At 66.6% G+C, this 20,989-nt stretch carries 21 protein-coding genes; 9 read left to right on the top strand and 12 right to left on the bottom strand.

Going from position 1 to position 20,989, the window contains the following annotated elements; genetic code table 11:
* Positions 1 to 126: 126 nt before the first annotated feature.
* Positions 127 to 1,581, bottom strand: coding sequence for a 30S ribosomal protein S1 (gene rpsA, locus OB895_RS00505; protein WP_056377208.1), 1,455 nt, complete (start codon positions 1,579 to 1,581; stop codon positions 127 to 129).
* A 204-nt stretch (positions 1,582 to 1,785) separates the two neighbouring features.
* Between rpsA and OB895_RS00500 the strand changes: the two genes are divergently transcribed.
* Positions 1,786 to 2,721, top strand: coding sequence for a 5'-3' exonuclease (locus tag OB895_RS00500; protein WP_079113074.1), 936 nt, complete (start codon positions 1,786 to 1,788; stop codon positions 2,719 to 2,721).
* A 1-nt stretch (position 2,722) separates the two neighbouring features.
* Here the strand turns inward: OB895_RS00500 and OB895_RS00495 are convergent, their stop codons facing one another.
* Entirely contained in the window at positions 2,723 to 3,709 is a 987-nt protein-coding gene (locus tag OB895_RS00495; protein WP_079114000.1) for a PHP domain-containing protein, read from the bottom strand.
* An 8-nt stretch (positions 3,710 to 3,717) separates the two neighbouring features.
* The gene (gene trpD, locus OB895_RS00490; protein WP_042538391.1) at positions 3,718 to 4,782 is read right to left on the bottom strand and encodes an anthranilate phosphoribosyltransferase; all 1,065 of its coding nucleotides are present in this window, start codon (positions 4,780 to 4,782) and stop codon (positions 3,718 to 3,720) included.
* A gap of 192 nt (positions 4,783 to 4,974) precedes the next feature.
* On the opposite strand from trpD, the gene ctaE reads away from it, so the two are divergent.
* The 7 genes from ctaE to OB895_RS00455 all read left to right on the top strand — a co-directional run bounded on the left by ctaE (position 4,975) and on the right by OB895_RS00455 (position 10,888).
* The gene (gene ctaE, locus OB895_RS00485) at positions 4,975 to 5,628 is read left to right on the top strand and encodes an aa3-type cytochrome oxidase subunit III (RefSeq protein WP_153302215.1); all 654 of its coding nucleotides are present in this window, start codon (positions 4,975 to 4,977) and stop codon (positions 5,626 to 5,628) included.
* A 20-nt stretch (positions 5,629 to 5,648) separates the two neighbouring features.
* Positions 5,649 to 6,452, top strand: coding sequence for a cytochrome bc1 complex diheme cytochrome c subunit (gene qcrC, locus OB895_RS00480; protein WP_079113075.1), 804 nt, complete (start codon positions 5,649 to 5,651; stop codon positions 6,450 to 6,452).
* Positions 6,453 to 6,488: 36 nt separating this feature from the next.
* A complete protein-coding gene (gene qcrA, locus OB895_RS00475) occupies positions 6,489 to 7,565 on the top strand; it encodes a cytochrome bc1 complex Rieske iron-sulfur subunit (protein ID WP_042538395.1) in 1,077 nt (358 codons plus the stop codon).
* Positions 7,562 to 9,376, top strand: coding sequence for a cytochrome bc1 complex cytochrome b subunit (gene qcrB, locus OB895_RS00470; protein WP_056377203.1), 1,815 nt, complete (start codon positions 7,562 to 7,564; stop codon positions 9,374 to 9,376). Before qcrA ends, qcrB begins: the two co-directional genes overlap by 4 nt.
* Positions 9,377 to 9,471: 95 nt before the next feature.
* Positions 9,472 to 9,885, top strand: a complete 414-nt coding sequence (locus OB895_RS00465) for a RidA family protein (protein WP_079113076.1) — start codon at positions 9,472 to 9,474, stop codon at positions 9,883 to 9,885.
* Positions 9,882 to 10,382: a GNAT family N-acetyltransferase gene (locus tag OB895_RS00460; RefSeq protein ID WP_228385528.1), complete on the top strand. Its 501-nt coding sequence runs from the start codon at positions 9,882 to 9,884 to the stop codon at positions 10,380 to 10,382. The genes OB895_RS00465 and OB895_RS00460 overlap by 4 nt, the downstream gene beginning before the upstream one ends.
* An 86-nt stretch (positions 10,383 to 10,468) precedes the next feature.
* A complete protein-coding gene (locus OB895_RS00455) occupies positions 10,469 to 10,888 on the top strand; it encodes a rhodanese-like domain-containing protein (protein WP_079113077.1) in 420 nt (139 codons plus the stop codon).
* A gap of 54 nt (positions 10,889 to 10,942) precedes the next feature.
* On the opposite strand, the gene OB895_RS00450 is transcribed toward OB895_RS00455, so the two are convergent.
* From OB895_RS00450 to OB895_RS00430, 5 genes are all read right to left on the bottom strand, one after another.
* Complete coding sequence (locus tag OB895_RS00450) at positions 10,943 to 11,377, bottom strand: cytochrome c oxidase subunit 4 (protein WP_042538402.1); 435 nt, start codon at positions 11,375 to 11,377, stop codon at positions 10,943 to 10,945.
* A 3-nt stretch (positions 11,378 to 11,380) separates the two neighbouring features.
* Positions 11,381 to 13,114 (bottom strand): aa3-type cytochrome oxidase subunit I, encoded by a 1,734-nt coding sequence (gene ctaD, locus OB895_RS00445; RefSeq protein WP_042538403.1) that lies wholly within the window; start codon positions 13,112 to 13,114, stop codon positions 11,381 to 11,383.
* A 3-nt stretch (positions 13,115 to 13,117) separates the two neighbouring features.
* The gene (gene ctaC, locus OB895_RS00440) at positions 13,118 to 14,017 is read right to left on the bottom strand and encodes an aa3-type cytochrome oxidase subunit II (protein WP_056377194.1); all 900 of its coding nucleotides are present in this window, start codon (positions 14,015 to 14,017) and stop codon (positions 13,118 to 13,120) included.
* A gap of 96 nt (positions 14,018 to 14,113) precedes the next feature.
* Complete coding sequence (gene erpA, locus OB895_RS00435) at positions 14,114 to 14,479, bottom strand: iron-sulfur cluster insertion protein ErpA (protein ID WP_042538408.1); 366 nt, start codon at positions 14,477 to 14,479, stop codon at positions 14,114 to 14,116.
* Positions 14,480 to 14,550: 71 nt separating this feature from the next.
* Entirely contained in the window at positions 14,551 to 15,972 is a 1,422-nt protein-coding gene (locus tag OB895_RS00430; protein ID WP_056377190.1) for a dipeptidase, read from the bottom strand.
* A 46-nt stretch (positions 15,973 to 16,018) separates the two neighbouring features.
* Here OB895_RS00430 and OB895_RS00425 point away from each other — a divergent pair, with 46 nt between their 5' ends.
* A complete protein-coding gene (locus tag OB895_RS00425; RefSeq protein ID WP_042538410.1) occupies positions 16,019 to 16,606 on the top strand; it encodes a DUF3043 domain-containing protein in 588 nt (195 codons plus the stop codon).
* A gap of 74 nt (positions 16,607 to 16,680) precedes the next feature.
* Here the strand turns inward: OB895_RS00425 and OB895_RS00420 are convergent, their stop codons facing one another.
* The 4 genes from OB895_RS00420 to OB895_RS00405 are packed head-to-tail and all read right to left on the bottom strand — an operon-like array spanning position 16,681 to position 20,896.
* Complete coding sequence (locus OB895_RS00420; protein ID WP_079113078.1) at positions 16,681 to 17,703, bottom strand: quinone-dependent dihydroorotate dehydrogenase; 1,023 nt, start codon at positions 17,701 to 17,703, stop codon at positions 16,681 to 16,683.
* A 10-nt stretch (positions 17,704 to 17,713) separates the two neighbouring features.
* Positions 17,714 to 18,184, bottom strand: coding sequence for a transcriptional regulator NrdR (nrdR, locus tag OB895_RS00415; protein WP_042538415.1), 471 nt, complete (start codon positions 18,182 to 18,184; stop codon positions 17,714 to 17,716).
* 10 nt (positions 18,185 to 18,194) lie between these two features.
* Positions 18,195 to 19,499 carry a histidinol dehydrogenase gene (gene hisD, locus OB895_RS00410; RefSeq protein ID WP_079113079.1) on the bottom strand — a complete coding sequence of 435 codons (1,305 nt, stop codon included), beginning with the start codon at positions 19,497 to 19,499 and terminating at the stop codon, positions 18,195 to 18,197.
* Positions 19,500 to 19,501: 2 nt separating this feature from the next.
* Positions 19,502 to 20,896 carry a hypothetical protein gene (locus OB895_RS00405; protein WP_079113080.1) on the bottom strand — a complete coding sequence of 465 codons (1,395 nt, stop codon included), beginning with the start codon at positions 20,894 to 20,896 and terminating at the stop codon, positions 19,502 to 19,504.
* Between the last annotated feature and the right edge of the window lie 93 nt (positions 20,897 to 20,989).

The raw sequence follows: 20,989 nt of genomic DNA, 5'->3' as shown, positions 1-20,989 counted from the left end.
TGCTGGCGGGGCCCGCGCAATGTTACGAATGCCGCCGTAATTTTCGGTCACGTAGCCGCCACAGGCGACGACAACGCAGAACGGGCCGCCATCCCGAAGGATGACGGCCCGTTCAGAGCGAGATGCTTAAGCGTTGCCGCCCGAGAGCTTCTCGCGCAGAGCGGCGAGAGCCTCGTCGTCAGCGAGCGTGCCCGCGCCTGCGACCTCGCTCGAGAAGACCTGGCCGCCGAAGTCGTCGCCAGCGGCCGCCTCGGCCTCGGCTGCCTTGGCAACCTGAGCCTTGTGGGCCTCCCAGCGAGCCTGGGCTGCAGCGTACTCCTGCTCCCATGCCTCGCGCTGGGTGTCGAAGCCTTCCTTCCACGCACCGGTCTCGGGGTCGAAGCCCTCCGGGTACTTGTACTCGCCGGCCTCGTCGTACTCGGCGAGCATGCCGTAGAGCGCCGGGTCGAACTCGGTGCCGTTGACGTCGACGGCCTCGTTCGCCTGCTTCAGCGAGAGCGAGATGCGGCGACGCTCGAGGTCGATGTCGATGACCTTGACGAAGACCTCTTCGCCGACCGACACGACCTGCTCGGCCAGCTCGACGTGCTTGCTGGAGAGCTCGGAGATGTGGACGAGGCCCTCGATGCCGTCTGCGACGCGAACGAACGCACCGAACGGAACGAGCTTGGTGACCTTACCCGGCGTGACCTGACCGATCGCGTGGGTGCGGGCGAAGACCTGCCACGGGTCCTCCTGCGTCGCCTTCAGCGACAGGGAGACGCGCTCGCGGTCGAGGTCGACCTCGAGGATCTCGACGGTGACCTCCTGGCCGACCTCGACGACCTCGGAGGCGTGCTCGATGTGCTTCCAGGACAGCTCGGAGACGTGCACGAGGCCGTCCACGCCGCCCAGGTCGACGAACGCACCGAAGTTGACGATCGACGACACGACACCCTTGCGGACCTGACCCTTGTGGAGGTTGTTCAGGAACGTGGTGCGCGACTCCGACTGCGTCTGCTCGAGCAGCGCACGGCGGCTGAGCACGACGTTGTTGCGGTTCTTGTCGAGCTCGAGGATCTTGGCCTCGATCTCCTGGCCGAGGTACGGCGTGAGGTCGCGGACGCGGCGCAGCTCGATGAGCGAGGCCGGCAGGAAGCCACGGAGACCGATGTCGACGATGAGTCCACCCTTGACGACCTCGATGACCGTTCCGGTGACGACGCCGTCGTTCTCCTTGATCTTCTCGACGTCTCCCCAGGCGCGCTCGTACTGCGCACGCTTCTTGGAGAGGATCAGACGGCCTTCCTTGTCCTCCTTCTGGAGAACCAGGGCCTCGACCTCGTCGCCGACCTTGACGACCTCGTTGGGGTCGACGTCGTGCTTGATCGAGAGCTCGCGCGAGGGGATGACACCCTCGGTCTTGTATCCGACGTCGAGGAGGACCTCATCGCGGTCGATCTTGACGATCGTTCCCTCGATGATGTCGCCGTCGTTGAAGAACTTCAGGGTCTTCTCGACCGCGGCCAGGAAGTCTTCAGCAGATCCGATGTCATTGATCGCGACCTGCTTGGTGGCCGGGGCGGTCGTTGCGGTAGTCATGTAGTGGGTTGTCCTTGTGAATGGAGACTCGGGCTGAGCGCTCCGGCCGCGCACGGCCGACGATGAGCTCTGCAGCGATTGATTTGGTTTTCGACACCAGGGCATGCATAGACACGCCACTAGTGACAATCAAGGCTATCAGATCACCGGGCGATATGACGGACTCGATAACATCCTCGCTCGGCGCGCTGACAGACTGTCTCCATGCCCCGCGCCGACAAGCTTCTCCTGCTCGACACCGCAAGCCTCTACTTCCGCGCCTTCTACGGAGTGCCTGACAAAGTCACGGCACCAGACGGGTCTCCCATCAACGCCGCGCGAGGGCTGCTCGACATCATCGCGAAGCTGGTCACCCTGTACGAGCCGACCCACGTGGTCGCATGCTGGGACGACGACTGGCGGCCCCAGTGGCGCGTCGACCTGATCCCCAGCTACAAGGAGCATCGAGTCGTCGAGGTCGTCACCGCCGGTCCCGACGTCGAAGAGGTCCCTGATCCCCTCGAGGCGCAGATCCCTCTGATCCGTCAGACGCTCGGAGCGCTCGGCATCCCGATCATCGGGGTCGCCGAGCACGAGGCCGATGACGTCATCGGCACCCTCGCGACGCACGCGACCATGCCTGTCGACATCGTCACAGGCGATCGGGATCTGTTCCAGCTCGTCGACGACTCGAGGAACATCCGCGTCATCTACACGGCTCGGGGCATGAGCAACCTCGAGATCGTCACGGATGCCGTCGTGGTGGCGAAGTACGGCGTGCTGCCCAGCCAGTACGCCGACTTCGCGACGATGCGCGGCGACGCCTCCGACGGACTGCCCGGCGTCGCAGGCGTCGGAGAGAAGACAGCAGCCACCCTCCTCCAGGCCCATGGCGATCTGGTGGGCATCCGAGAGGCGGCCGCAGCCGGCGAGGGCATGAGCGCTGGCGTCCGCGCGAAGATCCTCGCCGCGGCGGACTACCTCGATGTCGCCCCGACCGTGGTAGCCGTGGCGCCCGACCTTGACATCGCGGCGCCGAGCGACGCACTCCGTCCGCTCGACCCGTCCGAGGTCGATGCTGCGACCGCGCTCGCGGAGAAGTGGAACCTCGGAGGCTCGATGACCCGCGCCGTGGCCGCGATCGCGACGATCGAGGGCTGACTCAGCTCGCCCAGGCGAGCAGCCGGTCTAGTCCCCAGGTGGTGACGATCCTCGATGCGGGGACGCCGGCTCGCTCCGCCCGTTCCGCACCGTGATCGAGCAGCGAGAGCTGACCCGGTGCGTGCGCGTCCGAATCGATCGAGAACAGGCAGCCCGCCTGCAACGCGATCGCGATCAGCTCGTCGGGCGGATCCTGACGTTCGGGCCGGGAGTTGATCTCGACAGCCACTCCGTTCTCCGCGCACGCCGCGAAGACCGCTGCTGCATCGAACTGCGATTCAGGGCGAGTGCCGCGTTCGCCCTGCACGAGGCGGCCCGTGCAATGGCCGAGGACGTTGACCCGCGGGTTCGAGACGGCCGCGATCATGCGAGCCGTCATCGGCCTCGCGTCCATGCGCAGTTTGGAATGCACGGACGCGACGACGATGTCGAGCTCGCCCAGCAGCGCGTCGTCCTGGTCGAGGGCGCCGTCTTCGAGGATGTCGACCTCGATGCCGGCGAGGAGCGTGAATCCGTCTCCCGTCTCGGCACGCACCAGCGGGATCTGCTCGCGCAGCCGTTCGGGTGAGAGCCCTCGGGCGACCCTGAGGCGCGGTGAGTGGTCGGTGATCGCCTGGTACTCGTGTCCGAGCGCTCGCGCAGCCGCCGCCATGACGGGGATGGGCGTCGTCCCGTCCGACCAATCCGTATGCGCGTGCAGATCGCCCCGCAGCTTCACTCTCAGCTCCGAGACCCGCTCCGGCTCGACATCGCCGCGCAGCTCGACGAGATAGCCGGGCACTTCTCCGCTCTGTGCCTGCCGGATGACCGCGAACGTCGACTCGCCGATCCCCTTCGCCGCGCGCAGCCTCGTAGGATCTGCGCGCACGTCCTCCGGCAGCTGCTGCAAGGTCGCCGCGGCCTGGCGGAAGGCCTTCGCCCGATATCGAGATGCCCGTTCGCGCTCGAGCAGCGAGGCGATCTCGAGCAGAGCGGCGACGGGATCCATCGTGGTGTCTACGCCGACGCGAGCTCGCGGCTCACGCCGATCCACTCATCGAGCTTGGCGATCGCGCGGCCGTCGTCGACCGCGGCAGCCGCTCGCTCGTATCCCTCGCGCAGACGCTCGAGGATAGGGCGCTGCACCTGCGTCGCATCCTGCGAGAGCTCGAACGCGACGATCCCCGCAGCGGCGTTGAGCAGGACGATGTCTCGCACGGCTCCCGTCTCGCCGTCGAGCGTCCTGCGCAGCACGGCGGCGTTGTGGTCGGGGGTCCCGCCGATCAGATCCGCGAGGTCCGCGATCGGGATGCCGAGGTCGCGCGGGTCGAGGTCGTGCTCGTGGATGTCACCGCGCGTGACCTCCCAGATGCGACTGTGCCCCGTGGTGGTCAACTCGTCGAGCCCGTCGTCTCCGCGGAACACCAGCGCCGTCGCGCCTCGCGTGCGGAACACACCCGTGATGAGGGGGACACGCTCGAGCTGAGCCACGCCGACGGCGTTCGCCTCCGCGCGAGCCGGGTTGCACAGCGGGCCGAGCATGTTGAAGACCGTGGGGACGCCGAGTTCGGCCCGGACAGCCCCCGCGTGCTTGAACCCCGGGTGGAAGGCACCGGCCCACGCGAACGTGATGCCTGTGCGGTCGAGGATCGACGAGACGGCTGCGGGATCGAGGGTGAGTTCCAGCCCGAGTGCGCTCAGCACGTCGGACGACCCCGAGGCCGAGCTGGCAGCACGGTTCCCGTGCTTGACGACCGGGATGCCGGTGGCGCCGATGATGACCGCGGCGGTCGTCGAGACGTTGACCGTGCCGACACGGTCGCCGCCGGTGCCGACGATGTCGAGGACGTCGGGCGACACGGGCAGCGGGACGGCCGCCTCGAGGATGGCGTCGCGGAAGCCGACGATCTCGTCGATCGTCTCCCCCTTGGCCCGGAGAGCGACGAGGAAGCCGGCGAGCTGAGCCTGGGTCACGTCGCCGCGCATGATCTGGCGCATGGCCCAGGTGGACTCCCAGACGCTGAGATCACGACGCTCCAGAAGAGTGGTGAGCACGTCGGACCAGGTCAGGGAATCAGCCATGTGTGCGATCCTATCGGCGCCGGGAAAACGTGCAGACTCTTCCGAACCACGACTCGAAGTTCGACCATCCCTCGTTTCCCGCGTATTCACCGAGGATTCGCAGCGTTTTCTTAGGGTTGCCTAAGTCGCCTGAGGGCGAAACCGGGGCCTCCGGTGCGAGAATCATCCCCGCGGATCGGCCATAATGGAAGGGTGACGACCTCAGCGACGTATGCCCCGGCGGCAAGAACGATCAAGCGCCCCAACCCGGTAGCTGTCGGCACCATTGTGTGGCTCGGCAGTGAGGTGATGTTCTTCGCGGGACTCTTCGCGATCTACTTCACGCTCCGCAGCACCTCCCCCGAGCTCTGGGCCGACCGCACCGAACTGCTGAACGTGCCGTTCGCGTTCGTGAACACGGCGATCCTCGTGCTCTCCTCGTTCACCTGCCAGATGGGCGTGTTCGCGGCGGAGGACCTGCAGCCGTACCGCATCGCCAAGGGGCAGAAGAACGGCGCAGGCCGTCGCCGCCTGTTCGGGTGGGGCATGGTCGAGTGGTTCTTCCTCACCTTCGCACTCGGCGCGATCTTCGTCTCCGGGCAGGTGTGGGAGTACGCACAGCTCGTCGCAGAGGGCCTGCCGATCAGCGCCGACTCGTACGCGTCCGCGTTCTACATCACCACCGGCTTCCACGCCCTGCACGTCACCGGCGGTCTGATCGCGTTCCTCCTCGTCATCGGGCGTGCATACGCCGTCAAGAATTTCCGGCACAAAGAGGCGACGTCCTCGATCGTGGTGTCCTACTACTGGCACTTCGTCGACGTCGTCTGGATCGTGCTGTTCGTCGTTATCTACTTCCTGAAATAAGAGCGGAGCTGATCCCCGAGATGGCACGAGAGAAGAAGCGCCGTTCGAATGGCCGTCGCAGCCCACTGGCTGCGGCAGCCCTCATCGGAGCAGGCCTCATGATCACCGGCGCGGTATACGCCGGCACATCCGCAGCCTTCGCTGCGACCGACACCCAGACCACTGCTGCGACCACGCTCACGGTCGAGGACGGCGAGAAGCTGTTCACGGCGAACTGCGCCACCTGCCACGGTCTCGACATGCAGGGCACGGCGAACGGACCGAGCCTCTACGGCGTCGGCGAGCTCGCAGTCGAGTTCCAGATGTCGACGGGTCGCATGCCCCTGCAGATGCAGGGACCGCAGGCACCCCAGAAGGAGCCGCAGTTCACCGAGGAGCAGATCCTCGCGATCTCGTCCTTCGTGCAGGCATCTGCTCCTGGTCCGACCTTCCCCGAGGACCACATCCTCGACGGCGGCGGAGATGTCGCCAACGGCGCAGAGCTGTTCCGCGTGAACTGCGCGATGTGCCACAACGTGGCGGCAGCCGGTGGAGCACTCACCGAGGGCAAGTACGCCCCGGCACTGACCGAGACCAGCGCGCTGCACATGTACGCCGCCATGGTCACGGGCCCCCAGAACATGCCCGTCTTCGGCGACATGAACCTGTCGGACGAAGACAAGCGCGATATCATCTCGGCTCTGCTCTACCAGCAGCAGTCCGTGCAGATCGGCGGTTTCTCGCTCGGTTCGCTCGGTCCCGTCTCCGAGGGCCTGTTCGTCTGGATCTTCGGAATCGGCGCGCTCGTCGCCATCACCGTGTGGATCACGGCGAAGTCCAACTGACGCTTATTCATCGAAGAGGAACGTACGAGGAGCACCATGGCACACGACGACGACTCGCAGGCTCTTGACAGGGCCTACCAGCCCTCTCCAGGGCTGGGTGTCGCAGTCAGCGATCCCGTGCAGAACCCGGGGCTGCCGCCGCACCGCGCGCGGATGACCGACAAGGACCCGCGCGCTGAGAAGGCTGCAGAGCGCACGGTCTACACGCTGTTCTATCTCTCGCTGGCAGGAAGCATCTGGGCGGTCGCCGCCTACATGCTCTTCCCCATCGAGAGCGGCGCGCTCATCGACATCCGTCAGAACAATCTCTTCATCGGTCTGGGCATCGCACTGGCGCTGCTCTCGATCGGCATCGGCGCGATCCACTGGTCCAAGGCGCTGATGAGCGACAAGGAGCACATCGAGCACCGCCACCCCACCCGGGGCAAGGACTCGACGCGAGAGGCGGTCGTCGAGGCCTTCGCCACGGCGAACGAGGAGTCCGGATTCGGACGACGCACGATGATCCGCAACTCGCTGTTCGCGGCGATCGTGGCCTCGATCATCCCCGGGGTCACGCTCTTCCGCGGTCTCGCTCCGCACAGCACGCCGGACGACCCCACCGCGGGCGACCCGGTGACGCTGCTGAAGCACACGATGTGGGAGAAGGGTCAGCGCCTCGTCCGCGACCCCGACGGCACGCCGATCCGCGCGGCCGATGTCACCCTCGGATCCGCGTTCCACGTGATCCCGGAGGACCTCGCCGAGCTCAGCCACCACGACGGCTACCTCGAGGAGAAGGCGAAGGCCATCGTGCTGATGATGCGCCTGCGCCCCGAGCAGCTCATCGAGGCCGAGGACCGCAAGGACTGGTCGTACGACGGCATCGTCGCGTACTCGAAGGTCTGCACGCACGTCGGATGCCCCGTGGCACTGTACGAGCAGCAGACCCACCACCTCCTCTGCCCCTGTCACCAGTCGCAGTTCGACGTCACGGATCACGCCAAGGTCATCTTCGGACCGGCCGCACGTCCGCTGCCGCAGCTGCCCATCACCGTCGACGACGAGGGCTACCTCGTCGCACGCAGTGACTTCACCGAGCCCGTCGGCCCGAGCTTCTGGGAGCGCCATTGAGCACCGCAACGCTGTCCAAAGAGGACAAGGACAACAAGGCGCCTCTCGGCGGTCGATTCGTCGGCGCCGCGTCGAACTACATCGATGAGCGCACCAGCATCTCCGGCTTCGTCAAGGAGCTCGGCCGCAAGATCTTCCCCGACCACTGGTCGTTCATGCTGGGTGAGATCGCGCTGTGGAGCTTCGTCGTCGTGTTCCTCTCCGGAACCTTCCTGACCTTCTTCTTCCAGGCCTCCATGGTCGAGACGCACTACACGGGCGCCTACGCCCCGATGCGCGGAATCGAGATGTCGGCGGCGCTCGAGTCGTCGCTGCACATCTCGTTCGACCTCCGTGGTGGCCTCCTGGTGCGCCAGATCCACCACTGGGCCGCACTCGTCTTCGTGGCCGGCATCGGCGTGCACATGCTGCGCGTCTTCTTCACCGGTGCGTTCCGCAAGCCCCGCGAGCTCAACTGGGTGATCGGCTTCGTGCTGTTCGTCCTCGCCATGGCCGAGGGCTTCACGGGATACTCCCTTCCCGACGACCTGCTCTCGGGCAACGGTCTGCGCATCATCGACGGAATGATCAAGGGCATCCCGCTGATCGGCACCTGGACCTCGTTCCTCCTCTTCGGCGGCGAGTTCCCCGGCACCGACATCGTCGGACGCCTGTACACGCTGCACATCCTGCTGCTTCCGCTGCTGGTGATCGGCCTCATCGCCGTGCACCTGATGCTGATGATCGTCAACAAGCACACGCAGTTCGCCGGCCCCGGCCGCACGAACGACAACGTCGTCGGCTACCCGATGATGCCCGTGTACATGTCGAAGATGGGCGGCTACCTGTTCATCGTCTTCGGCACGATCGTGCTGATCGCGACGTTCTTCCAGATCAACCCGATCTGGAACTACGGCCCGTACGACCCCTCCCCCGTCTCGGCCGGCACGCAGCCTGACTGGTACATCGGATTCGCCGACGGCGCTCTGCGACTCGCTCCGTCGAACCTCGATGTGGTCTTCCTCGATCACACCTGGTCGTTCGGCATCCTGCTGCCGCTGGTCGTCCTCGGTCTGTTCATCGTGCTCGTAGCGATCTACCCGTTCATCGAGGCCTGGGTCACGGGCGACAAGCGCGAGCACCACATCGCTCAGCGCCCGCGCAACGCGGCGACCCGCACCGCCATCGGCGTGGCCGGAGTCGTCTTCTACGCCGTCCTGTGGGCTGCAGCATCGTCCGACCTCATCGCGACGCACTTCATGCTCACGATGGAGGGCGTGATCCACGCGCTTCAGGCGCTGCTGTTCGTCGGACCGGTTCTCGGCTACTTCATCGCCAAGCGCATCGCGATCGCTCTGCAGAAGAAGGACCGTGAGATCGTCCTGCACGGCTTCGAGTCCGGCCGTATCGTCCGCCTTCCCGGCGGCGAGTTCATCGAGGTCCACCAGCCCGTCGACAAGTACGACCGCTGGAAGCTCATCGATGTCGACGGCTACGAGCCGCTGGTCGTGCGTCCGAATGCGAAGGGACGCATCTCGTGGACTGAGAACCTGCGCTCCTCCATCTCGCGTTGGTTCTTCGAAGATCGTCTCGCTCCGCTGACGCAGGCCGAGATCGAGGCTGCAGATGCGCACCAGCATCACGTGACCGCCCAGAACGACGAGACCGAAGCGGCCGAGATCCAGGGCGCTCACGAGCGCGCAGGCGTCCCGGATGCCCCGATCACCGTCAGCGAGACCCACGTCGATGAGACGGCGAACACCCCCAGCACGGTCATCTCGACCGAGCCGGTGAAGAAGCCCCGCAAGAAGAAGTCCGAGGACAGCGAGTAAGACCGCCGGTTCTCGCCCGAAGAGGCCCTGTTCGATCTCGGACAGGGCCTCTTCGCATCCGGTCGCCGTTCATGTGCACATGGCAGGATCGTGACATGAGCTCAGCAGTCCAACTCATCCGTTCCGCCGACCTCGCCGCAGCACCCTATGCATATGCGGCGACCGCCCCAGCCGGCTCCCGGCTCATCTTCCTCGCGGGTGCATGCCCCCTCGAAGACGACGGCTCGACGACCGCCCCCGGCGATTATGCCGAACAGGCTGCGCGCTGCGTAGAGACCCTCGACATCGCCCTGCGTGCCAGCGGCGCCACGCTTTCGGACATCATCAGCACGCGCGTACTCGTCGCATCGTCGTCCCAGGCTGATCTGGTCACGGCCTGGGATGTCATCCACGGGGCCTTCGGCGACCATGACGCACCGAGCACACTTCTGGGCGTCACCGTGCTCGGGTACGACCACCAGCTGGTGGAGATCGAAGCGATCGCGGCAGTCGCGGAGGATGCACGGTGAGCGATGTCATCCGGCCGGCCGTCGTTGAGGACGCGGAGATCCTGCACGCCATCGAGATGCAGGCCGACGCGCTCCTGATCGACCGCCTGGGGGCGCCGGAGTGGCCGCCCGCAGGCGATGGCGCTGAACGACTCGCAGCTCCGGGCTTCGTGCTCGTGTTGGAAGACTCGAGCGGCTCCCCCGTCGGCTTCGTGCACGTCCTCGATGCCGACGGCCACGCGCACCTCGAGCAGCTCTCCGTGCTTCCGACCTCCGGACGCCAGGGGTTCGGGCGCCGACTCGTCAGCGCCGCTCTGGAGGCCGCACGCGAGCATGGCTATACCCGCATGACTCTGCGGACGTACGCGGAGATCCCCTGGAACGCTCCGTTCTACTCGTCGTGCGGGTTTCTCGAGAGCATCCCCGAGACTCCGTTCCAGCGCGGCCTCGTGGACACCGAGACCTCTCTCGGTCTCGATCGATACGGACGCCGGGTGCAGATGACGGTCGAGCTCTGAGACGCAACGTCGACATTGGCGGAATCCGGTCTGTCGTCGTCGGGAAGACGACGGCAGGTGCCCGCGCGTCTTCCTAGGCTGGGGAGATGATCGATCGCACTGACTACTACGCCGCCAAACTCGCCTACGAGACCGACGCGAGTGACGTGTACGCCGCTCTCCGGGCCGAGGACGGCATCGTCATCATCGATGTCCGTTCCGACGAGGCCTGGGCTCAGGGACGCGTCGCAGGGGCCACGCATATGCACTACAGCGAGATCGCGGATCGCGCGCCGGCTGAGATACCGGCCGGCTCCGCCGTCGTGGTCTACTGCTGGAGTCCGGGGTGCAACGCGGGCGCGAAGGGCGCTCTCGAGTTCGCGAAGCTCGGATATGCCGTTCGGGAGATGATCGGCGGGTTCGAGTACTGGGTCAGGGAGGGCTATCCCGTGGAGGATGCCGACGGCGTTCACCGCCGCCCTGTCGACCCCCTGACCGGCATCGCCCGGATCCGCTCGCGAGCATAGCCCGACATGCAGAAGGCCCCCGGGAGGGAATCCCAGGGGCCTTCTCGCTGTATGTCAGCGGGCGAAGTTCCCGCGGTAGTACTCGTAGACCCAGCCGACGATCGCGACCACGAAGATCGCCAGGCCGATCGGGAGCAGGAAGTGCCCGACGGCGAGACCCACCACGAAGACGCCGGCGGATCCGGCGAGCACGATCGGCCACCAGGACCAGGGGCTGAACTCACCCAGTTCGGGGTCGCCGTCGTCGATGTCGCTCGTGAGGATGTCCTCAGGCAGCTCGCCGTTCTGAGCCTTGTGCGTGCGGTCGAGGTAGAAGGCGATCATCGCGCCCATGAACGCGGCGAAGAACAGTGCCACGGTGCCGACCCACTCGATGCGCTCGGCGAAGTTGTCCGACGGCGTGGCAAGGATGTGCCAGCCGGTGTAGACGACTCCGACCAGTGCGAAGAAGGCGGTCAGGACCCACCAGAGGATGACGTTGTCGCGCATGGCTCAGTGGCCCTCTCGCTCGCCGGGTGCGGCCGGTGTGAACTCCGCCGCCTCCGGGTGGTTCAGGTCGAATGCAGGACGCTCGCTGCGGATGCGCGGGATCGACGTGAAGTTGTGGCGCGGCGGCGGGCAGGAGGTCGCCCACTCGAGCGAAGCTCCATAGCCCCACGGGTCGTTGACCGTGACCTTGGGCGCCTTGCGAGCCGTGATCCAGACGTTCAGGAAGAACGGCAGCATGGACGCGCCGAGGATGATCGCACCGATCGTCGAGACCTGGTTCTGCCAGGTCCAGCCGTCAGCCGCCGAGTAGTCGGCGTAGCGACGCACCATGCCGTCGACACCCAGCCAGTGCTGGATGAGGAACGTCATGTGGAAGCCGATGAACAGCATCCAGAAGTGCACGTAGCCGAGACGCTCGTTGAGCATGCGTCCTGTCCACTTCGGCCACCAGAAGTAGAAGCCGGCGAACATCGCGAACACCACGGTGCCGAAGACGACGTAGTGGAAGTGCGCGACGACGAAGTACGAGTCGGAGAGTGCGAAGTCGAGGGGCGGAGCCGCGAGGATCACGCCGGTCAGACCACCGAAGACGAACGACACCAGGAAGCCGAGCGCGAACACCATCGGCGTCTCGAACGTCACGGACCCACGCCAGAGGGTGCCGATCCAGTTGAAGATCTTCACACCCGTCGGCACCGCGATGAGCATGGTCATCAGGGCGAAGAACGGCAGCAGGACCGAGCCGGTCACGTACATGTGGTGCGCCCACACGGCGACGGACAGCGCGGCGATGGCGATCGTCGCGTAGACGAGCGTCTTGTACCCGAAGATCGGCTTGCGGCTGAAGACCGGGAAGATCTCCGACACGATTCCGAAGAACGGCAGGGCGATGATGTACACCTCAGGGTGACCGAAGAACCAGAAGAGGTGCTGCCAGAGCAGAACACCGCCGTTCGCCGGGTCGTAGATGTGAGCGCCGAGGATGCGGTCCGCGGCTGCAGCGAAGATCGCCGCTGCGAGGACGGGGAACGCCATGAGGATCAGAAGGCTCGTGATGAGCGTGTTCCACGAGAAGATCGGCATACGCCACATCGTCATTCCGGGAGCACGCATCGTGATCACGGTGGTGATGAAGTTCACCGCGCCGAGGATCGTTCCGAAACCGGAGATTCCGAGTCCGACCATCCAGAGGTTTCCACCTGCACCCGGCGAGAACGACGCGCTGGCGAGCGGCTGGTAGGCGAACCAGCCGAACGACGCTGCGCCCTGCGGGGTGAGGAAGCCGGCGACCGCGATGGTCGAGCCGAACAGGAAGAGCCAGAAGGCGAAGGCGTTCAGACGCGGGAACGCCACATCCGGTGCACCGAGCTGAAGCGGCAGGATCGCGTTCGCGAAGCCGGCGAAGAGCGGCGTCGCGAACATGAGGAGCATGATCGTGCCGTGCATCGTGAAGAGCTGGTTGTACTGCTCCTTGGTCGGGATGATCTGCATCCCGGGAGCGAACAGCTCTGCGCGGATGACGAGGGCCATCACGCCGCCGAGGAGGAAGAACAGCACCGAGGCGATGAGGTACATGTACCCGATCGTCTTGTGGTCGGTGGAGGTGATCCACTTGACGACGATGTTGCCCTTCTGCTCGACGCGCGACGTGCTCATGAGAGCAGCCTGGCGTGCGGGCAGAGTGGTGGGTCGAGAGCGAGGGGCCTCGTCGGTGCGGGGGGCTTCAGTGGTCGACATGGCTTACTCCTCTCCTTCCTCGGAGGTCGGGGCGGTGGTCCCGGGGTAGTTCGACAGACGGTCGTAGGCGTCCGTGATGTCTCCGGTGTTGCCTTCCTCCTCGAGAGTCTGGAGGTAGGCGTCGTACTCGTCCTGCTCGACGACCTTGACGTTGAAGAGCATCATCGAGTGGTACTCGCCGCACAGTTCGGCGCACTTGCCGGCGTACTCGCCGACACGGGTCGGGATGAAGGACCAGGAGTTGTCCTTCCCGATGTACATGTCCTTCTTGTAGAGGAAGTCGATGATCCAGAAGGAGTGGATGACGTCGCGAGACTGGAGGTTGATCGTGACCTTCTGGTCGACCGGCAGCACCAGGGTGGGCAGCTGCGCCTGGTCGATGTTGCCGTCCGCATCGGGCTGAGCCTGGATTCCCATGGTCCAGACGGCGTCGGAGTTGTCTTCCTCTTCGCCGTCGTACTGGAAGTCCCACGCCCACTGCTTGGCGATCGCCGTGATCTCGACGTCGGGCTCGTCCCACTTCGCCTCGATCGCCGACTGGTCACGGGCCGTGAAGAAGAACATTCCCAGCACGAGGATCAGCGGCACGACCGTGTAGAAGATCTCGATCGGCATGTTGTAGCGCATCTGCACGGGCAGACCCGTCTGGCCCTTGCGGCGGCGGTAGGCGATCGCGGCCCAGGCCATCAGGCCCCAGGTGATCACGCCGACGGCGAGCAGGACGATCCACGAGTTGACCCAGAGCGACGACACGCGCTCGGTCTGGTTGGTGGCCGCAGGCTCACCCTCCACGAAGCCCGGGAGGTAACCGTTCAGCTCAGTGGCAGTACATCCCGCCAGGGCCACGGCTGCCGCTACTCCCAGGGGGAGAGCGGCCCAACGAAGGCGGCGTTTCGAGGGCACGATGCACCTTTCAGATTGCGGACAGGGCACACCCAAGTCTAGGGCAACCTCACACCTGATTCATGCCAACCACGCAGGTTGGCGGAGGGGTCCGGGTCAGTGGAAGCTGTCTCCGCAGGCGCAGCTGCCCGCGGCGTTGGGGTTGTCGATCGTGAAGCCCTGCTCGGAGATCGTGTCCTTGAAATCGATGGATGCGCCATCGAGGTACGGGACGCTCATGTTGTCGATGATGACCTCGACGCCGTCGAAGTCGACGGTCTCGTCCCCCTCGAGGAACCGCTCGTCGAAGTACAGCTGGTAGATCAGGCCGGAGCATCCGCCGGGCTGGACGGCGACGCGCAGACGCAGGTCGTCACGGCCTTCCTGCTCGAGGAGGTTCTTCACCTTGATCGCCGCGGCGTCGGTCAGCTTCACGCCGTGCGCCTGGGTGGTCTCTGCTGAGGTCAGTGTGGTGTCGCTCATGTCGCTCCTTCGGACGGGCCGTGCTCGCACGGCTGGTAACTCGATTTTACCCTCAGCCTCGACGATCGGGCTCAGATGATGATGTCGTTCATCCGCGAGAGCAGCAGAGCCTCGGTCGCCACGGCGTGGCGGAACGTGTCGAGATGCAGGGATTCGTTGGGGCTGTGGGCCCGCGAGTGCGGGTCCTCGACGCCGGTCACGAGGATCTGCGCATCGGGGAACTCCCGCACGAGGTCGGCGATGAACGGGATCGACCCGCCGACACCGAGATCGACAGGGGCGACGCCGTAGCCGTCTCGCATGGCGTCGCGGGTGAGCGCGACGGCCCAGCCACTGGTGTCGACGAGAAAGCCGTTGCCGAGATCGACGTCCGAGAACGTCAGCTCCGCGCCGTACGGCGCGTTCGCTCGCAGATGCGCCTCGAGAGCGGCATACGCGTCCTCACCGGTCTGACCAGGCGCGACGCGCGCGCTCACGACGACCGTCACCTCGGGAAGAAGGGTGTTCGACGCCGCCGCGACACTGGTCGCATCGATTCCGATGACGGTCACCGCGGGCTTGTTCCAGATCCGGCTGAGGATGCTGCCGCCGCCGATCGGCGAGGTGCCGGGCAGAAGGCCCGCTTCGTCCCGAAGCGTCTCCTCGGTGTATTCGGGAGTGGGCGCATCGCGCTCGGTCATCCCCTCGACCGCGACAGAGCCGTCTTCGTTCCAGAGCGTGGAGAGCATCTTGACCGTGGCCATCATCGCGTCGGGGACGGCTCCCCCGAACATCCCCGAATGCGATGCGTGGTCGAGCGTGCGCACGCGCACGGTGAATCGTGCGTTGCCGCGGAGCGAGACCGTGAGGCCGGGAGTCACCGAGTCCCAGTTTCCCGAGTCCGCGACCACGATGGCATCCGCGCGGAGCGCCTCCTTATTGTCGGAGAGGAACTGCGCGAAGGAACGGGAACCGTACTCCTCTTCGCCCTCGATGAACATCGCGATGCCCAGTTCCAGATCGTCGCCGACGACCTCGGCGACCGCACGGATCGAAGCGATGTGCGCCATGATGCCCGCCTTGTCGTCCGCAGCGCCTCGACCGTAGAGACGTCCGCCGCGGACGGTGGGCTCGAACGGAGGCGTCTCCCACAGCGCGTCGTCACCCGGAGGCTGTACGTCGTGGTGCGCGTAGAGCAGGATCGTCGGCTTGCCGTTGCGTGCTGCGCGCGTCGCGAGCACCGCCGGCTGCCCGTGCTCGTCAGTGCCGGGGATCGCGGCACGGAGAACGCGCACGTCGTCGAAGACCCCGGTGGCCGTGGCCAGTGCCGCGACGGCTTCGGAGCTGCGTTCGAGCTGCGTCTGATCGAACGCAGGCCATGCCATGCCGGGGATGCGGACGAGCGCGCCCAGGTCGCTCAACGCCGCGGGAAACCCCGTCGAGACCGCCTCGAGGACGGCGGGCTCGCGTTCGCTGGACAGATTCTGGTCGCCGGGCTGGGCAGGAGATGTCATGCGAGTAATCTTAAGGTGATCCGCCTTCACTGAACCGAGGAACCTCGTGGCCACTACCCCTGTCCCCCCTTCGACGAATGACGACGCCCCCGAGACGACTGCGTCGGGCAAGGGACGCGCGACGCCGACCCGGGCCGAGCAGGAGGCGGCGCGCCGTCGGCCTCTGGTCGCGAACACCAAAGAGGCGAAGGCCGCCGCACGCGCAGAGCTCAACGAACGACGCAACCGCGCACAGGCCGGCCTGGCTGCCGGCGAGGAGAAGTACCTCCCGGCTCGCGACAAGGGGCCACAGCGCCGGTGGGTCCGCGACTACGTCGACGCCGGCTGGCACCCGGCCGAATTCGTCATGGGTGTCATGGTGCTCGTCATCCTGATCTCGCTTCTGCCCGCGAACCTCGCCATCGGCGGATTCGCCATCGCCGGCTGGGCATACCTGGTCATGATGGCGTACCTGATCCTCGCGATCGGCGGCATGGTGCTGCTGGGGATGCGCGTCAAGCGCAAGATCGCCGCGAAGTTCGGCAAGGAGCGCATGGAGCGTGGCCTCGGCTGGTACGCCGCGATGCGGTCGCTGCAGATGCGGTTCATGCGTCTGCCCAAGCCCCAGGTGAAGCGCGGCGACTACCCCGCCTGATCCTCAGATCTCCCCGAGAGGCGTCTCCTGCTCCCAGAGCACGAGGCGCCTCTCGCTTTCGTGCAAGCGGCGACTCAGCGCGCGACGAGGCCCCGGTTGATCTCGCGCCCCCAGAAGGGACCGCGGTACAGGAAGGCCGTATAGCCCTGCACGAGCGTCGCTCCGGCTTCGAGCCGCTCCTGCACGTCGGACGGCGTCTCCACTCCCCCGACGGCGATCACGCAGAAGTCCTCGGGCACGGCCGAGCGCACGAGGCGCAGCACCTGCAGGGAACGCTCCTTGAGCGGCGCGCCGGAGAGTCCGCCCGCTCCGATCTGCGCGACCGTGGCCGCATCCGTCGTGAGGCCGTCGCGGCTCACGGTGGTGTTGTGAGCGATGATGCCGGCCAGCCCTTCGTCGACTGCGAGGTTCGCGATGGCGACGATCTCCTCGTCGGAGAGATCGGGGGCGATCTTGACGAGCAGCGGAGTCTCACCGGATGCTGCGCGCACCGCTCTGAGCAGCGGAGCCAGTGTCTCGACGGCCTGAAGCCCCCGAAGACCGGGGGTGTTCGGAGAGGAGACGTTGACGGCCAGATAGTCCGCGAGTGGCGCGAGCCTCGTCGCCGACGCCACATAGTCGGCGGTGGCGTTCTCGACATCGACGACCCGGCTCTTGCCGATGTTCACTCCGATGACCGTGTCGGGTGCTCCGCGCCGCAGTCGCGCGAGACGCCGGGCTGCGGCATCTGCACCCTCGTTGTTGAACCCCATGCGGTTGATGACCGCTCGATCGGCGATGAGGCGGAACAGCCGGGGCTTCGGGTTTCCGTCCTGAGGGATCGCAGTGACGGTGCCGACCTCGACATGCCCGAAGCCGAGCGCAGCGAGACCGCGCACGCCGACGGCGTTCTTGTCGAAACCGGCCGCGATCCCGAAGGGCGAGGAGAACGTCAATCCGAGGGCCTGCACCTGCAGCGACGGGTCGGGCTTCGTCAGAGCACGGGTCGCCCAGGAGAAGGGCGGCGCCCCGAGCACGCGAATCACCGCCATCCCGGCGTGGTGGGCGAACTCAGGGTCGAAGCGCGACAGGACAGCGCGAAAGAGCAGCGGATACATCCCTGCCAGATTACCGGTCGACGGACTCCGGCTCGACGTGGTCGGCGCGAAGATCGGTGATCGCGCTCTCGAAGTCCTCGAGCGAGTCGAAGGCCTGATACACGCTCGCGAAGCGCAGGTATGCGACCTCATCGAGGTCGCGGAGAGGTCCGAGGATCGCCAAGCCGATCTCGTTCGTGTCGAGCTGGGAGACACCCGTCTGTCGAACGGCCTCCTCCACCCGCTGAGCGAGGATCGCCAGATCGGCTTCGGTGACGGGCCGGCCCTGACAGGCCTTGCGCACGCCCGAGATCACCTTCTCTCGGCTGAACGGCTCCATGACACCGGATCTCTTGATCACGTTGAGGCTCGCCGTCTCCGTCGTCGTGAAACGACCTCCGCACTCGGGGCACTGACGTCGACGACGGATTGAGAGACCGTCATCACTGGTGCGCGAATCGATGACCCGAGAGTCCGAGTGACGGCAGAAGGGGCAGTGCATCTGACCGATCCTACGCGGTGAAACGCGCCTCGATCGCCTCACCGTGTGCGGGAAGCGCCTCGGTTTCGGCGAGGGCGACGACTCCCGCGCGCACGTCCGCGAGTGCGGCGCGATCGTAGGAGATGACCTGCTGCGGACGCAGGAACGTGTATGCACCGAGTCCGGGCGCGTAGCGCGCCTGTCCCCCGGTCGGCAGGACGTGGTTGCTGCCGGCCATGTAGTCGCCGAGGCTCACGGGCGTGTGGTCTCCGACGAACACGGCACCCGCGCTGGTGAAGGTGTCGGCCGCGGCCTCGGCGTCTTCGAGGTGCAGCTCGAGGTGCTCGGGAGCATACGCGTTGCTGAACGCCGTCGCCATCGCACGGTCGTCGACCAGGACGATGGCCGACTGCGGCCCGTCCAGCGCTGCCGCCACTCGCGTCGCGTGACGCGTGGCGCCCGCGTGCCGCTCGACCTCCGCGGCGACGCGATCGGCCAGCTCCGGGGAGTCTGTGACGAGCACGGCCGATGCCTGCTCATCGTGCTCCGCCTGGCTGACGAGGTCGGCCGCGATGAGTCGTGGGTCGGCTGCCGCATCTGCCACGACGAGGATCTCGGTTGCCCCCGCCTCGGAGTCGGTGCCGACGACGCCCGCCACAGCCCGCTTGGCGGAGGCGACGTAGTTGTTCCCCGGCCCCGACAGGACGTCGACCGGGTCGAGCCCGATTCCCTCGACGCCGTGCGCGAAGGATCCGATCGCGCCTGCTCCGCCGATCGCGTACACCTCCGTGATGCCGAGCAGGCCCGCCGCGGCGAGGATCGTGGGGTGCACGCGGCCACCCTGGTCCTCCTGCGGCGGTGAGGCGAGTGCGATCTGCTGCACGCCCGCGACCTGCGCCGGGACGACGTTCATGATGACACTGGAGGGATAGACCGCTTTGCCTCCGGGGATGTACACCCCTGCGCGGTGGACGGGCTGCCAGCGCTGGGTGATCGTCGCGCCGGCCCCGATCCGCGTGATCTGACGCTCGGGGACCTGCGCCGCCGAGGCGATGCGCACTCGGCGGATCGCCTCCTCGAGAGCGAGGCGGACGTCGGGCGCGAGGCTCTCGAGGGCCTCGGCGATGTGCTGCGCGGGCACACGGATCTCGTGTCCGGAGACACGATCGAAACGCTCGGCCTGCTCGCGCAGAGCCTCTTCGCCCCGCTCGCGCACATCGTCGACGATTCGAGCCGCGGTGTCGAGAGCCTCGGCTCGTGCCTGGGTGGCGCGCGGCACAGCCGCGAGCATGTCAGCCGGCGAGAGCGTGCGCCCCCGCAGATCGATCGTGCGCAAGGTCAGCCTCTCGTGATGTCTGAGATGTCGTGCAGGTAGCCGATGCGACCGTCGTCGTGTCTGATGACGTATGCACCACCACGGTCCTCGATGACGAGAGCCCAGGCGCTCGGACCGACTCGGAAGATGCTCTCGCCGCGCTCGTCGTGCACGTCACGCTCGGTCGGCGCGAGGATCCAGAAAGGCTGCGGCGCCGCGAAGTCGTGCTGCGGGTTCGTCGCGGTGAAGTCGGTCTCGTCGTCGACGGCGGGGAATGCGGTCGTCTCGGCCGACGAGACGTCACGAGCGGTCGTTCCCAGAAGAGACTCGATGCTGCCGGTGTCGGACACGATCTCGGGCTCCTGACCGCGCGATCGACGCGAGTACGCGGGGACGTAGTCCTCATCGGAAGTCGTCTCCTCGGTACCTGTCCCCCCGCCGGAGGCGTGCGAGGAGAGCGGCACCTGCTCGGCGAGATCGAGACGGGCGACCTCGTCGGTCGCCTGGGCGTCGGACAGCTCCACGTCGAGACCGGCAGCCGGAGCGGCCGCGGTCGTGTACGCCGGAGGGGCAGTCTCGATCGTGTGCGGCGCAGGGGTGTCGTCTGTCGTGTGCGTCGGAGCAGAGTCTGTCGAGTACGCCTGAGCAGGGTCTGTCGAGTACGCCGGGGCGACCTGGGGCTCGGGAGCGGCGTCGAACGACGGATCGGCCGCGAGGTGGGGAGCAGCAGCCGCCGCGTGCGGCGCAGCGGCTGCCTCTGGGCCGGCGGGCGTGTCGCTCGCCTCGGGGGCGGGCTCGGGGCGCGGGCGCGCGATGACCGGTCGGACCGGATTGGCATTGCGGTGCGCGAGCGTGACGAGGCGGCCCTGGAAGTCCTCCTTGAGGCCGGGCACCAGCGGAGCGAACACGGTGAGGACGACGAGCGCGAGCGCCGCGAGAAGCTGGACGACGCCGTTCCAGGGCAGCCCGAAGACGCCGAACTCGATCACGAAGGCGACCGCGTTCCAGAGGGCTCCCAGCCAGAAGACGGCCGAGACGGAGAACGCGACCGATGCGAACTGGTCGATTCCCAGTGATCCGACGCGGCGGATGCCGTCCGGCGAGAAGCGGCGGAGGATCACCAGGAACACGGCGACCGTCGGCACGCCGATGGGCAGGATCCACTGGATTCCGGCGCCCCAGATCGAGGCGTCGCCGACGTAGGGGAAGAACGAGGCGATGAAGGCGATGAGCCACACGCCGACGATGAGCAGCTCCCTCAGAGTGAAACCGAGGATGCCGTACTCCGGCGTCACCTCGTCATCGTAGAGAACGCCGTCATCGTCGGAGAAGTCCTCCTCGAAGGCCACTTCGGGTGCGGCCGAGGAACGGTCTGCATCCGACTCGTCGTTGTTCAGGAAGGGTGATTCCGTGCTCATGGGAGGGTCCTTTCGCCACGGTGCAGAGCCTCTGCGTCATGCACCCGAACGCGTCCCGATACTACCCGGTGCATCCGTGAGGACCCCTCGGGC

This window comes from Microbacterium forte, assembly GCF_031885415.1.
Classification (GTDB): domain Bacteria; phylum Actinomycetota; class Actinomycetes; order Actinomycetales; family Microbacteriaceae; genus Microbacterium; species Microbacterium forte.
Note: the sequence above shows the minus strand (reverse complement) of the source record. Positions and strands in the feature narration are given on the sequence as shown.